This window comes from [Leptolyngbya] sp. PCC 7376 (assembly GCF_000316605.1).
GTDB lineage: Bacteria > Cyanobacteriota > Cyanobacteriia > Cyanobacteriales > MRBY01 > MRBY01.
This window is the reverse complement of the sequence record NC_019683.1, coordinates 1,778,416-1,793,393: the sequence shown is the minus strand read 5'-3', so window position 1 is coordinate 1,793,393 and position 14,978 is coordinate 1,778,416. Positions and strand designations below refer to the sequence as shown.

The 14,978-nt window shown below is 43.7% G+C and carries 9 protein-coding genes and 1 tRNA gene; 6 read left to right on the top strand and 4 right to left on the bottom strand.

Translation table 11 applies throughout. The features are described 5' to 3' along the window. Nucleotides 1-2 precede the first annotated feature (2 nt). Nucleotides 3-1,178: a GNAT family N-acetyltransferase gene (locus LEPTO7376_RS07980; protein ID WP_015133690.1), complete on the bottom strand. Its 1,176-nt coding sequence runs from the start codon at nucleotides 1,176-1,178 to the stop codon at nucleotides 3-5. Between the two features lie 181 nt (nucleotides 1,179-1,359). Beyond that, nucleotides 1,360-2,295 carry a hypothetical protein gene (locus tag LEPTO7376_RS07975; RefSeq protein ID WP_015133689.1) on the bottom strand — a complete coding sequence of 312 codons (936 nt, stop codon included), beginning with the start codon at nucleotides 2,293-2,295 and terminating at the stop codon, nucleotides 1,360-1,362. Between the two features lie 186 nt (nucleotides 2,296-2,481). On the opposite strand from LEPTO7376_RS07975, the gene LEPTO7376_RS07970 reads away from it, so the two are divergent. Together LEPTO7376_RS07970 and LEPTO7376_RS07965 are read left to right on the top strand one after the other, a co-directional pair. Continuing rightward, nucleotides 2,482-2,691, top strand: coding sequence for a hypothetical protein (locus tag LEPTO7376_RS07970; protein WP_015133688.1), 210 nt, complete (start codon nucleotides 2,482-2,484; stop codon nucleotides 2,689-2,691). 116 nt (nucleotides 2,692-2,807) lie between these two features. Continuing rightward, nucleotides 2,808-2,884, top strand: a tRNA-Met gene (locus LEPTO7376_RS07965). 161 nt (nucleotides 2,885-3,045) lie between these two features. Here LEPTO7376_RS07965 and LEPTO7376_RS07960 read toward each other — a convergent pair. After that, entirely contained in the window at nucleotides 3,046-8,907 is a 5,862-nt protein-coding gene (locus LEPTO7376_RS07960; protein WP_015133687.1) for a PAS domain-containing protein, read from the bottom strand. A 110-nt stretch (nucleotides 8,908-9,017) separates the two neighbouring features. On the opposite strand from LEPTO7376_RS07960, the gene LEPTO7376_RS07955 reads away from it, so the two are divergent. From LEPTO7376_RS07955 to LEPTO7376_RS07940, 4 genes are all read left to right on the top strand, one after another. Then, nucleotides 9,018-9,791 carry a peroxiredoxin-like family protein gene (locus tag LEPTO7376_RS07955; RefSeq protein WP_398339549.1) on the top strand — a complete coding sequence of 258 codons (774 nt, stop codon included), beginning with the start codon at nucleotides 9,018-9,020 and terminating at the stop codon, nucleotides 9,789-9,791. A gap of 155 nt (nucleotides 9,792-9,946) precedes the next feature. Then, nucleotides 9,947-10,399 carry a pentapeptide repeat-containing protein gene (locus tag LEPTO7376_RS07950; protein WP_051188862.1) on the top strand — a complete coding sequence of 151 codons (453 nt, stop codon included), beginning with the start codon at nucleotides 9,947-9,949 and terminating at the stop codon, nucleotides 10,397-10,399. 3 nt (nucleotides 10,400-10,402) lie between these two features. Next, entirely contained in the window at nucleotides 10,403-12,442 is a 2,040-nt protein-coding gene (locus tag LEPTO7376_RS07945; RefSeq protein WP_015133684.1) for an ATP-binding protein, read from the top strand. Between the two features lie 103 nt (nucleotides 12,443-12,545). Then, a complete protein-coding gene (locus tag LEPTO7376_RS07940; RefSeq protein ID WP_015133683.1) occupies nucleotides 12,546-14,369 on the top strand; it encodes an ABC transporter ATP-binding protein in 1,824 nt (607 codons plus the stop codon). A gap of 17 nt (nucleotides 14,370-14,386) precedes the next feature. Here LEPTO7376_RS07940 and LEPTO7376_RS07935 read toward each other — a convergent pair whose 3' ends face one another. After that, nucleotides 14,387-14,974 carry a Uma2 family endonuclease gene (locus tag LEPTO7376_RS07935; RefSeq protein ID WP_015133682.1) on the bottom strand — a complete coding sequence of 196 codons (588 nt, stop codon included), beginning with the start codon at nucleotides 14,972-14,974 and terminating at the stop codon, nucleotides 14,387-14,389. Between the last annotated feature and the right edge of the window lie 4 nt (nucleotides 14,975-14,978).

Genomic DNA, 14,978 nt, shown 5'->3' with positions numbered 1-14,978 from the left:
ACTTAATTTTCCGAGAGAAAATTCTGCTCTCCATGGGATTTGGGGAGGTTTAAACTGGGATGATTTTTAAACCAATTCATACGGCTGGGAATCGGCGTATGGATTGGTTGTAACCCTTGCAACATTCCTGATAATTGCCAAGCTTCCTGTCGTTTAGTTTCGCGGACTTTATGCCAAACGGAACGAGACATCAGCAAGGTATGTTCCATTTGAGTTGCGCCTACCGTGCCAAAGAATTCTTCGCGCTCTGGCTGATAATCCGTTGAAGTCATGTATAGAGGTTGTTCTGGACGGAGTTGCGCAATCTGCGACATCTTAATAAAGAGTTCGGGATAGAGCCATGTGTAGGCAGGATGAACTGTGAGCCGACCGTGGTGAGGGCGATCATCACGATGGGCAAGTTGAACCGCAAAATAACCAATAGCCGCTTTGCGTTGGGGTTCAAATACATAACCCTCGACCATATCTGTTTGTTGTGACCAGTTTTGGACACGGCAAATAAGATTGCCTACTGGACTAGTTTTAAAGTCTTGGATATGGCGGTCAAATACCTGCCGGAGCATTGGCGGCATGGATGCGGTATCGAGTTGGTACAGCAAACGGGCATCGGCATTACTCACAGGCATCAGGTTTGGAATCGCTGGTTCCTGAAGAGCAAGTTCGCTGAGAATTTCGGGGGCGATCGCCCAATAAGTTAGTTCAGCTAGAGGCTGGAAACCGTTTTGCCGATAAAGACTAAGCGCTTGCTTCGCATTGACATTGACTTCTAGTATCCAATTCCGTGCTTCAATTTCGTGGTCAAAGCAATAGCGCAATAAGGTAGAACCAGGTTGGCGGGCACTACCGTGATATTCCAATTTCGGGAAAGAAGAGTCAATGATGATTTGATCAACACGCCATGTACTCTGGGACGAGTTGAATGGAGAAATTTTAACGAAAGCGACCAATTCACCATTCACTTCCAACACATACCCATGGAAACTGTACTGACTGGGATTCGGGAAGACATCGAGTAACTTCACTAGGCCATAGTGATTTTTCGTATTTTCGATATGTTCTTCTAGGCCGATTTCTAGGGGCGAAGCGATGTCAATATCTTCTTGCTGCACCAATCGGGCGATCGCCGAAAGATCGCGATATTGAACTTGGCGGATAGATACTTTCGCTTGCTTTGTCATGCCCACGCTCAAGAATGAATGGTTGCTATCAAAACTGTTTGTGTTGCTCTTATCTTAACGATTTTCTGTACAGGACAGTATCGTTTATCAAAAAAAGTAGATGGTCTAATGACGATCTCCATCTACTTTTAAACATGACACTAATGCTTGCATCCGTAGACTTTTACTTGAGAGTCGACTTTTACTTGAGATCTGTCTCTGTTTCTTGAAAATCTTGATAGCGGCGCACAATCACTAAGGCATCACCAATTACCGGATTGCGCGCAACAAAATGTCCTTCTAAATCCTCGACACGCAACTTTTTGAAATCTAATATTTGCGATAGCTCTAAAACATCCGAGCCGAGGCGATCTTGCAATCTTTCCTTGAGGAGATACCATGCATCACCAACGGTAATCCGCAACATACTATTGTCAAAATCGGCTTCGACGGCCCGCACAATATTGTCGCCATAGGGCTGAGTGACATCGTCAATTTGACTTTGGATCGCTGCGACTAGCCGTTGTTCTGGTGTGAGTGGGCGGATAGGTTCTGGCTCGGGTTCTGGGGTTGGTTCAGGGATCGGTTGTGGTTCTATTTGTTCTATGGGCGATCGCTTGGTTTTCAGTTCGGCGGAAGGTTGGTCTATGTCGGGGAGGACGGTTTCGGTCGGTGTTGTATTGTCATTGGGTTGGGTGGCTTCTAATGTGACTTCTGGTGTTTTCGTTGTAAATTGCCAAATAAAAATGAAGGCGATCGCCGCTGAAACTGCCCCAATAAAGATTTTTTGATCTTGCCACCAAGGCCGAGATTTCCGTCGCTTAATACTTTGGGTTTGGGATACCCGTGAAGGGGTTGTTGTGTTTGGTTGTCGTGTCGGTGTAGGTGTAGCGGGAATACTATCCTCAAAGATGTCGCTATCCCACTCATCCGCTGCTGAAGTAGATGTTGCAGGCTGCTGTGAAGTATTTTGTGTCGTTAATGTTGCCGCCAATTTCGCAGTATCAGTCACTAAATCCGTCAAGACATCTTCAGAAAGCGTGATGTTTTGTTCGGCGAGGGATGTGGCGATCGCCTGTAGTTCAGCAATGGTTGACTGTAGACGTGCGAGGGAATCTTGGGATTCAGCTTGGCTCATAACAAGTGATATAAATCACGATAAAACGGTGGTTTCATCACTCATTTTAAGCGATCGCCTTCACCATCACCTAGAGCTAACGTCACGGTTGAAAGTTAAGATTTCCCTAAAAATGATTAACGTAGACGTATAACGATTTTGGCAGAGCTATAACTTTTTTGGCAGAGCTGAAATGGAGCAACAACAATGGCTTTTTCTCATATTCCCCCTGCTCAACTTCTTCCCGGCGCGATCTACCAAATGTTGGCTGATATTTCCTGCTCCGGTGAGGTTCACGAAGGTGATCGCTATGGCTTAATGGTGGCTTGTTGCGATGATCATCTCCAGGAAGAAGAACGTTTAGTTGTTAACCGTATTATCCGTTCGATTATTCGTGGTCAATTGCAAGTATGTTAAGGGATTGACCCCCTACTACCACTCAGACTTCTCAATACTTACTTCTCCGAGCCCAAAAAAAATATTTCTCTAGCGGTTGCACTTCTCAAATTAAGTTGCTATGCTAGTAGGAGCGGCGCGGGATAGAGCAGTCTGGTAGCTCGTCGGGCTCATAACCCGAAGGTCGGTGGTTCAAATCCGCCTCCCGCCACCAAATCAGAAATAAAGAAGAGGTTTAACTTAGGGTTAGGCCTCTTTTTTATTTGCAAAAATCCTGGGGTGATTGGGTGATCGCTGCAACTTTGATTTTGCGATTTAGAGTTTAACGTGAAGATAATTAAAGCATAAACTTGGTGGTGCGTTTCTAGCAGGTGATCATTGTTTTGGTTCGTCGGATAATTCTGTTGGCTGTGTGAGTTTCGCCAAGGTTTCAAAATTTAGTTGGTTTATTAATGTTTGCAGTTGTTGGGCGATCGCCTCAGTGCTAGGCGGTAATGTCTGCAATAGTTGTTCTAAGGTGTTAGTACGTGCTGCGCAGGCTGCTTTGTAGAATTCTTTGCGCCATTCGATCGGTAATGCCTCTATATCTGATTGGGTTAGCGATTTCAGCTCAACTAAATTTTGAGCGAGATTGTCCGGGGATGGCTCTTCTTCTAGTCTTTCAGCGTCACACCGTAACTCGAATGAAAAACAAGACCCTCGATTTGGTTGACTGCTAACGTTGATTTCTCCGCCCATTAATTTTACGAATTTTTGGCTCAGGGCTAATCCCAGTCCACTACCCTGACCATGGCGATCGCCAGCCTCTAGTTGTACAAAATCTTCGAATAATCGTGGCTGTTCCAACTCCTTAATCCCAATCCCTGTATCGCTTACACTAAAACGAATGATGAGAGGTTCTTGGCTTATCACTTCTACAATCAACCTGACATGGCCTACTGTCGTAAATTTGCTTGCATTACTGAGGAGATGAATTAAAACTGAATGGAGCTTTGTTTGATCTGCGGTAATGTAACGTGGCAAATCGGCACTGCGCTGGATTTGAAACTCTAGATTTTTTTGAACCATTGTTGCTCGGAACATATTGTGTAAATCATCGAGAAGGCCAAACAAATTAAAGAGTCCCAGATTTAATGATTCTTCTCCATCTTCAAAGCGTGCTAACTCAAGAATTTCATTGAGGAGTATTAATAGTTTTTTGCCTGATGCGTGAAGAATATCTAAATGCTGACGATGCTGTGCTGGAAAAATCTTTGACTCTCCCATTACTTGCGCAAAACCCAAAATTGTATTTAAGGGCGTCCGCAATTCATGACTCATACTCGTCAAAAACTGGCTTTTTGCATAGTTGGCCGTTTCAGCCTGTTCCTTTGCCCGTTCCAGTTGCTGGGTATATTGTTTGCGAGTCAGATAGTTGTAGATGAGATTACCGGCGATCGCCAAGAGATCCGCATCCTCCTTTGACCACAACGGATGATCTATCGCTGTCGAAGAACATTCAATGTAACCCCAGTGCTCACCATTGTGATTCTGTAATGGCAACCACATCACTGCTTTCACATTAAAGCTTGCCAGAAATTCCCGCTCCATTTCAGCAGACTCTGGCAACGGGCTATTCCGGTTTATGAAAATCGAACGTTGATCTCGCCAGTGCTCTAGCCACCAAGGATAAGGGCTTAGATCAATTTCTTCTAGCTGTCCCAAATCAACCATTAAGTCTTCCCGTGCGACCCATGCTGTCAAACGCTTTACCACCATTGGCCGCTGAGGTTGACTCAACATCACCGACATACGATCTGCCTGGAAGATCTCGCCTAGCAATGCCAGAATGTCGGTCAAATTCACCTCTGATTCAATAATCATACGGTTAGAAATTTCTGCCAATATCGTCTCTCGTTTACGACGACGGCGGAGGATGGCATCAATTTGCTTTTGCTGGGTAATGTCGAGGGCTAAACCACTAATGACATATTCCTCAGTGTTATTAATTTGTTCAATGCGGAAAGATTTATCACTTAGCCATCGCCAATTACCCTTAGCATCGAGGATGCGGTATTCCACAAGATATTGTTGATTGGGATCTGGATTAGTAAAAATATCTATGACTTTTTGGTAATCATCGGGGTGAATTAAATCACACCAAAGTCCACTATTCTCAAGCATGTAGTCTACGTCATAGCCCAAAATATCTTTCAGCCTGGAGGAATAAAAAATTGCGCCTCTGGTACTTGAATATTGGTACATGATTGCATGTACGCCATTGACGAGATCTTCGTAACGATTTTGGGTATGAGCTAGTTCAGTAGTTGCAGCTTTGTATGCGCTAATGTCTTCGAGCAGGGTGAGGATAGATTCTGGTTTCCCAGCTACATCATAGATAAACGAGATGATCACCTTAACCCACACAAGGTGACCCTGTTTATGTATATAGCGTTTTTCGAGAATCATGTTCGTAATGTCCCCTCGGAACATCTGATCCATGAGGGCAAAACAGTTTTCTAAGTCATCAGGATGGGTTAACTCAAACCAGTGGAATTGTTGTATTTCTGCTTGTTCGTAGCCAAGCATATTGCAAAAGGCTTGGTTGATTAATAGAAAATTTCCTTCTAAAGCAATTTGGGCAATACCGAGACTGGCTTGGTCAAAGATACTTCGGAAACGGGCTTCACTACTTCGGAGCTCCAACTCTATTTTTTTGCGATCGCTGATGTCTGTGATCACACCAATATGGTGTAATAAATGACCGTGATCATCATGAATAGGCGCAGAACGGGAGTGTACCCAGCGGTGTTGTCCATCAGGTCGGATCACACGATATTCTTCATTAAATAACGCTCCTTTTGCCATGTTTCTCAGAGCTGTTTTGAGATGAGGCTGATCTTCAGAATGTGCTGCTTCAAGCCAAGAGCATGAATCTTCTAGAACACTTTGGCAACTGCGTCCCCAAATCTTTTCGTAAGCTGGGCTAACATAATTGAGTTTTGTCGGTATTGGTGGACTGATCCAGAAACATTCGTCAATGTTTTCCACTAATTCTCGGAAGCGAGTTTCACTTTCTTGGAGAGCGATACTTGTTTGTCGGAAAGCAGTTATATCTTGTGATGTTCCGGAAAAATGGGTGACTTTTCCTGACTTATCTTGCACAACATCGATATTTTCGACAATGATTTTTTGAGAGGAAGTGGTGTTGATGCGGTACTCAAACCGATCTACTGTCTTTCTTGATTTGAGAGTCTCTCGTATTTCAAGGACACGTGGGCGATCGCCCGGCTCGACCATAGATAAAAAGAACTCAAAATTGGGCTCAATCGACTGTGGTTCAAGATCAAATATATAAAAACATTCATCTGACCAAGTGAGAATATCGGTCTTTACATCTAATTCCCAGACACCAACCTTGGCCACTTTCTGAGCCTTCGCGAGACGAGCCTCACTTGCTTCTAAAGCCGAAATAGTCTTTTTATCTTCAGTGATATCCTGGTTTGTCCCTCTAACGCTAATGGCTTGACCCGATTCATCTCGAATTGATTCCATATAAGCTCGAATGACTTTAATATCATCATTCGGTGTCACAACTCGGAATTCTAGTTGTGCAGATGTATTCTCTGTGTCTTGTAAAAGATTTTGAAAAGCATCATTAATGCACTGATGGTCATCTGAGTGCACGAGTGCGATAAAACTTTCAAATGTTGGCTCAAAAGTATCTGGTGTCACCCCAAAAAGTTCATAGGTGGTATCAGACCAAAAGATTTGATTATTGACTAAGTCATTTTCCCAATAGCCTAGTTTTGCAATTTTTTGGGATTGAGCAAGACGAGCTTCACTCGTTTCTAATGCGACGATTGCCTGTCGAAACTCAGTGATATCGATAGTTGCTCCCAATAACATCACAGGATCTCCTGCCTCATTGCAGACCGTTTCATGGAACTCCCTGATAACTTTTGTCTGGCCTTTAGGCGTGAGAATACGACGTTCAGAGAAGCTAGTGATATCCTCCTTATCAACGATTTTTTCAATTCTCGCTGTGGCTACTAGGCGATCATCTGGATGTAACAAACTGAGAAAAGCTTCAGCATTCGGCTGAATGCTCCCGACAGGAATATCAAACATTTTGAAGGTTTCATCTGACCAATAGGTTTGATCATTTTCGATATCCCATTCCCAAATACCAACATTGGCGATCGCCTGTGCCCGAGAAAGTCTAGCCTCACTAGCTTTTAATGCTGCGATTGTATTTTGAGACTCTGTGATATCTAGTGTTGTCCCCCTGAGAGCAATCACTTTTCCGGTCTTGTCGTATACCGCTTCATGGAAATCCCGAATAATTTTTGTTTCTCCTGCTGGGGTGATGATGCGGTATTCAGAAAATTCTGTTACTGGTTCGCCGTTGAGCAGAGCTTCGATTCGCGTGACAATTGCTGGACGATCATCTGGATGTACTAGTCCTAAAAAAGTCTCTATGGTCGGTTGGCAACTACCGATAGGCAAGCCATACATTCTAAAAGTTTCATCTGACCAATAGGTTTGATTTTGAATTGCATCCCATTCCCAAATACCGATATGAGCGATCGTCTGTGCCCTAGAAAGCCTCGCTTCACTTGCCTCTAGTGCTGCAATCGTATTTGTATAGTCGGTAATATCTTGGACGGCCCCTCGCAACTTAATGATTTCACCTGCCTCATCCCGCACAATTTCATAAAAATCCTTGATCGTTTTTGTTGTGCCTGTGGGGGTGATGATGCGATATTCCCAATATTCAGGAAACTCTTGATTATTAAGGATTTTTTGAATTACCGTCTGAATACTGGGTAGATCATCAGGATGTAGTCGTTCAAAGAAACTCTTAGAGTTAGGCTGAAAACTATTGACTGGTAAGCCATATATTTTAAAAATTTCGGCTGACCAATAGGTTTGATCCCGCTCGATATCCCATTCCCAAATGCCGATATTGGCAATCTTTTGAGCCGCTAGTAACCGTGCTTTACTCGTGCGCAGGGACTCTTCGATTAACTTGCGTTCATGAATATTTTCCACCGTCGCAATGAGGTACTCTGTATTGCCGTAGACATCTTGGACGGGAGCAATGCGGAGATGACCCCAGAACCATCTGTCTCCACGGCAATAACGTAGATCATGATTAAAACCTTCAAAATCATTGTTAGCAAAATCGTTCAACAGCTCATTTGTAAACTCAAGATCTTCGCTATTTGTAACTGTCGTAAGATTGCAACCGATAAGTTCATCAATGTTTTTTCCCACCATCTCTGAAAAGTGATGATTAGCAAACCGAAGATTGCCAGCGAGATCCATTTCAAAAATGCCTAGTGGCGCACATTCAAAGACACTTCTGAGCCGGGCTTCACTATTGGCAAGTGCTTGGGTTCTGGTTTGAATAATGCTTTGTAGATGAGCTTGGTAGGTCTGTAATTCTTTGGCTAAACGGTTGCGATCAGTGATGTCAGTCAGGATGGCTAAACATCGTTTTTCATCACCCACATTCTCCACAACTGCTGAGAGAGTTATATCAATAATCTCGCCATTTTTTTTCACAAATTGATAGTCAACATCTTCAATAAAGCCTTGCTGTTGCAGTAAAGCAATCATCTTTATGCCATAGGCTTGAAATTGGGGAGTGAGGAAGTCGATAGCTTTGCATCCAAGTACCTCCTGTCGTTCGTAGCCCATCACTTCTAGCCAGCGATCACTCACGGCAACGATTTCACCTTTTGGGTTAATCGAATGGAGCATTGCCGGGGTCTTTTCGTAGTAATCGTTGAGTGGTTGTAGAGGAATGTGCTCAAGATTTTGTGATGGAGATGCTTCGCGTGGGCGATCGCCCTGAGTTTCTTCGAGTTCTGCAGAAGGAGATTGCTGGACAGGCTGAAGATGCCTTTGGCGACGCAAACAATGACTCAACAAATCACCGTTAAATTCAGACCACAAAAAGCAATCGGTAATAGGTTGCTGTATGAGTTCCGCTTGAATGGTTTCTGAATCTGTCAACCAAAATAAAAATTTGCTGGCGAACAAGTGCTGCTTCTCAACTAAATAAGCTGTGGGAGCATCACTTAAAAAAATGTCGTATTGTGCGAGTTGTTCATCAGACCATTCTTGGCGAAGATCTAGCCAGTTCACTTGAAACTGACGACTATTACTCCGTTGCAATAATGTTTGAAGCTGTTTATAGGACTCCTGTTTTGCAGACAGGAAAGCGATGACAGAAGGAACTGCTTTCATAGCCTTGCCAGTACGTTGCCCTACTCTAGGGCGATCGCCTACCGTTTTTCGTGAGGATTATGTAAAGTTTTTATAAGTACTATCGTGGTGGGATTGTGAATACTCTAAATATTCTTCAAGAGACGACTTTAACGCGAGTTGCGAATAATAGTTTTGCTGCTCCAGCACCCAAGGATATAGTTTTACAGCAACCTCTTTTAATTCTCATCCTATCTCAGCTCGGAGATTTTGATAGTCTCGAATATGCCTGGTGGCTCAAAAAAGATCAGTCTCTCATTGCCGATTTAAATGTGGTTGCAGTTGGAATTGGCGATCGTCAGTCTGGTCAGAAGTTTTGCGACTATACAGGGTTTGACCCAGAGAAATTATTTATTGATCCGACTGCCGAATTACATCAGAAACTAGGATTGTATTCTGGCTTGCAATGGCAGTTTCCGGGATTGAAAGCAGGTCAACAGGCTTGGGTGAATTTGATGTTGATGTGTGCAGGTATTGCGAGTCCGGGAACCTTGAAAGAAGTATTTCGGGGCTATATCGGTGATAAAACTGCACCACAATTATTTGGTGACGAGGAAATCGTTAATGCTCCGCCTTTACCTGAGCTCAAGGGCAAATTCTTTGAATCAGCTGGCGGCAAAGGCTATCAACGTCCATTAGAGCTGGCGACATTACGCTTGCGCAATATGGGTGAAGTGCTGGGCAATTGGTCAACTTATGTGCCGGATGCGAGCTACATGACCCAACGAGGCGGCACATTTTTGTTTGATGTTGATGGTGAATTACTTTACGAACATCGTGATCGCAATATTCTGGGGTTTGCGGAGAATATGAGTCGGCCTTTGTCTTTTCTCGAAAAGATTAAGTTCAAATCTGCTTCTGCATAAGGTTACGAATCTCGCCTCTGCGCCATACCTGTCGATTGAATAAGTATAAAATACTCCTAATAAATACATATCAATAGTGAGTTGAGGTTTCTGTCGTGATCAAGCGACTCATCACAACATTTTTTTCGAAGGTGGCGATCGCCTGTGTTGCGCTAATGATGGTTGGCGGAATGGCGATTGTGTTTAGTCCCGATGCTTTGGCGGTGGATTACAACAAGCGCACCTTTATTCAAGAGGATTTTTCCCATCAGGATCTCCGCGATAATAGCTATGACCTCTCCAGTTTGCGAGGCAGTGACTTTAGTTATTGCGATTTGCGCGGTGTGCGTTTTTTCTCTGCGAACCTCGAATTTGTGAATTTTGAAGGGGCAGATATGCGGGGCGCGGTTTTGGATTCGGCACGGATTGGTCACGCGAATTTCACCAATGCCAACCTTGAAGGAGCGTACCTTGCTAGCGTAAAAATTACGCCGAGCACAGTGATTGATGGTGCAGATTTTACAGATGCGCTTATCCTAAAAAATGAGAACGATAAACTCTGTGACCTCGCGACGGGAACAAATCCCGATACCGGGGTTGACACCGCTGAATCCCTTTACTGTCCCTAGGGCATGACCGACACATTCGATTCCAATTTAGAAAAATTTCAACCCCTGTACGAGTTGGTGCGGCGGGTTGATTTTTTTATTGGTCAAGCATTGCAACGAGATGAAGCGAAAACATATCCTAATTTTTCTGCGACTGAAACTCTAGAGGAGTACCAAAATCCTTTTCTGCTGAACTTGGCCGCAGCGCTCCAACTGACCGAGTTTGAATTAGATGTGATTGCTTTGGCGATCGCCCCAGAATTAGATTCAAGTTATGGGGAAGTGTACGCCCATCTGCAAAAGGATTCACTAAGCGAACACCCGACTATTGATCTCGCCTTGAAATTGTTGTGTGACACTGCGGGCGATCGCCTCGAAAAACGATCAGCTTTTGCCAGTGGTTCGCCATTAATAGTCCAGCAAATTATTCAATTATTACCGCCGCTCAATCGTGTTAAACCTAGTTTAATCAGTCATTTTGTGGTGTTGGATCAGCAATTGATTCGTTTATTGCTACAACAGCCCGGACTAGATAATCGCTTACAAAATAGTTGCGTTCTCGAACAGCCGATTCCTGCAACTAGCACTTCGCCACTCCAACAAAAACTCTGCAAATTTGCGGCTGCACATCAACAGGAAAATCAACCCCTACGGCTTTATCTGAAGGGAAAATATTCAGCGATACAACTGGATACAGCGGCGGCGATCGCCTCTTCTCTGCAACAATCTTTTTTAGGCGTCAACCTAAAAAGTTTTTTAACTGCCACCGAGCAAAATTTGTCGCTAATCCCAATTCTGTTGCGAGAAGCTTGGTTCCAAAATGCGATTCTATTTGTCGAACAAGCAGATTTACTCTGGCAAAGCGATCATCAATGCTTCTATGAAAAATTTGTGGCGGCGATCGCCCGACATCAAGGGACTGTCATTTTTGCGGGAACCAAACCTTGGCAACCATCGCCTACCGAAAACCTAGATATCATCACCATTCCTCTCGACCCTCCCAACAATGATCAACGACTAACCACTTGGCAAACTTCTTTGGCACAAAATGCAATTAAGCTCGATAATTTTCAATTGCAACAATTGAGCCAGCGTTATGTATTGACTCCCGCGCAAATTAATAATGCTGTGGCGATCGCTCAAAAGACATTCCAGTGGCAACAATTAAGCGTATCTAACCCCGATATATTTCAGGAGTTGTGTAGTGCCGCACGATTGCAATCAGGCCATAGTTTAATAACCCTCGCTAAGAAAATTGAACCGCAATATTCCTGGGATGATGTGGTGTTGCCGTCGGAAATTCTGGCGCAGTTACAGGGTATTTGTAAGGAAGCCGAATACCGTTATGTAGTCCATGAGCAATGGGGTTTCGCCGACAAACTCTCGCTGGGCAAAGGTTTAAATGTTTTGTTTGCAGGGTCTCCCGGCACAGGTAAAACCATGACCGCTGAGGCGATCGCCAATCATCTGCAACTGGACTTATACAAAATCGATTTGTCGCAAATTATCAGCAAATATATCGGTGAAACGGAAAAGAACCTGAGCAAAATTTTCACAGCAGCGGCAGATTCTAATGCCATTTTATTGTTCGATGAAGCTGATGCTCTGTTCGGGAAACGCTCCGAAGTTCAGGATGCCCATGACCGCTATGCAAACATCGAAGTGGGTTTTCTGCTGCAACAAATGGAGGAATACGAAGGCATTACGATCTTGACGACAAACCTCCGCAGCAATATGGATCCAGCCTTTGAACGGCGATTGCGCTTTATCGTTGAGTTCCCGAAACCTGATGTCGGCGATCGCCAACGCATTTGGCAACAGATTTTTCCGCAGGATGCCCCAGTTGCCCAAAATATCGATTGGGATTTTCTTGCGAAACAATTTGAATTAACTGGCGCAAACATCAAAAATGTTGCCCTAACAGCCGCTTTCTATGCCGCAGATAACAAAACTGAAATTACGATGTCTGCAATCATTTTCGCCCTCAAACGTGAATATCAGAAAATGGGACAAATCCTCCGGGATAAAGACCTCGGAAAATATATTGATGTCACGCCAGAATGATTTGTTTGACTCATTAGAATTAGCGTTTGATGATTGCAATATATTGAATATCAGTAGCATTATATTGCAGCAGTTTTGAGAGATTTGATATAGTCGATCTCATATGAAACCAAGACAATTATCGCCTGCTGAGACCTTTAAAAGAAGCTTAGGAATGGTCTTACAGGCAGCGCCGCAGGAATTAAGTCGGCTAATATTTTTTAATCTTGTGAACGGTGTAGGGCCTTCCCTCTCGCTTTTCTTCAGCAAGATTGTTATTGACGAAGCGACTGCATCATTAGGTGATCGCACTTCATCGGAAGCATTGCAGTTATTGTTTGCCAACTCCACTCTGATATGGGCAATGGTGGGGGTCGTTGGCCTAAATTTATTTGTGGATTCCCTTGATGCCATTCGGAATCCTATTAACCATGCCATGCGCGATCGCGTGAAGGGTCATGTGCGTGGCAAAATTTTAGAAAAGGTGACTTTTTTCGATGATATTGCCCTGTTTGAAAATGCGGATCTACTCAATCTTTTAAAGCTTACGGAAAAAGGCGAAGAACGCTTAAAACGACTATCTTCGATCATGATGTCTTCATTGGTCGGCATCTTCTTATTTATCCCGTCGGTGGCTGTCACTGCATCCATTGCTTGGTGGGTGCCACTGGTGTTGATTATCTTTTGCTCACCTTCATTCCATGTGGAGATTCAGTACAACCGTAAAAGTTGGAAAGTCGAAAAAACTCAGGCTGGCTTAACCCGTGAAATGGAGATTTATAGCAATCTCATTAAGGGCGAAAAGTACGCGAAGGAATTACGATTATTTTCGCTGCAATCAATCATGTTAGAGCGGTGGCGACGACTTTTTAAAACCATTTTTGAACGCATGATGAAAGTCAGAAATGGTGAAGCTATTAATGTCTTTCTCTGGGCATTGTTTGGCGGATTGGGCGCTGGATTTTGCTATGTCTATGTGTTGTTGGGCGTATTACAAGGTGAGTTGACTTTAGGTGATTTAGCCTTGTATACCGGCATCATTATGCAAGTGCGTCGGAGTTTGTTTGTGATGATTGCCAACTTTGGTGATGTTTATGATGTGGCTTTGGCAACAGCTCCCATTTTCCAACTGTTAGACCTCGAACCCCAGTTGGTATCAGGTCAGAAAAAGTTAGCGGCACAATCGGAGCAGCAACCCCTCCGAATCGAAAATCTTTCGTTTGTTTATCCAGGGAGCGATCGCCCCACTCTCAAAAATCTCAATCTAACCATTCAGCCGGGAGAGATGGTTGCATTAGTTGGGGAGAATGGCGCTGGCAAAACAACCCTCGCAAAATTAATGTGTCGTCTTTATGACCCCAGCGGCGGTTCAATTTATTGGGGACAAAGTGATTTTCGGTCGCTGAATTTAGATGAATTGCGCTCAAAAATTGCAGTGGTGATGCAAGATTATTCTCGCTTTCCCACATCCCTCCGCGAAAATGTTGGCTGGGGTAATGCCGCCCAAAATCCAGAAGAAGTAACTGTATTGCAAGCTTTGGAAGATGCTGGTTTAAATTACCTTGCCAATAATCTTGATAATGGCTTAGAGACCCTACTCGGTAAGCAACTCAAGAATGGGACAGATTTATCTGGCGGACAGTGGCAACGGGTGGCGATCGCCCGTGCATTGATGCGGATTTCTGAAGCTGAACTCTTGATTTTCGATGAACCGACCGCAGCTCTTGATCCGAAAAATGAGCATGAGATTTACCAGATTTTCCGGCAGATTGCTCAAGACCGCATGAGTATTGTGGTTAGTCACCGTTTAGCCTTGGCGAAAATGGCTGATCGCATTGTGGTGATGGAACATGGCGAAATGATTGAGATAGGTAGCCATGATGAACTGATGTCCCAGGAAGGCGTTTATCACATGATGTTTAGCCGCCAGAAAAGTAGCTATGTATGATCTCTAAAGAAAAATGTTTATTCTTGATCTTCGATCTCCTCGAAAATGGCTCCCTCGTAGAGCATTTCCACAGAACATTTAAATTCGATACTGGGAATCAAAAAAGTTTCATCTAAGTCGTAGTCACTATACCCCCAGATCTTCCCTGTTTGACGTTGATACATCTCGACAGAGACTCGCTGGCTATCAATCAAAATATATTCTTGTAAGCTCGGAAATTGTCTATATAGTTTGAGTTTACGCTTTTGATCATAAGCGTAAGTACTCGGAGATAACACTTCAACAATTACTTTTGGATATTCTAAAAACTTATTATTGTTCTTGTCATCAGGATGGCAGGTCACCACTAAATCGGGATAGAAATAGCGTTTGCTTTTTGAGTCTTGCACCTTCACATCGGAGACAAATACGTCACAATCTCTTTGTGACAAATGAGGGAATAGAGATCGGTATAAATTCAAATAAATTCTTGTGTGAGTGACAGTTCCACCAGTCATGGCAAGAATTTCGCCATCGATATACTCATACTTCATCTCCTGAGTCGCTTCCCATTCGAGATACTCTTCTGGAGTCATTTGTCTGGGGAATTTGGCTGCGGCAATCATGGCG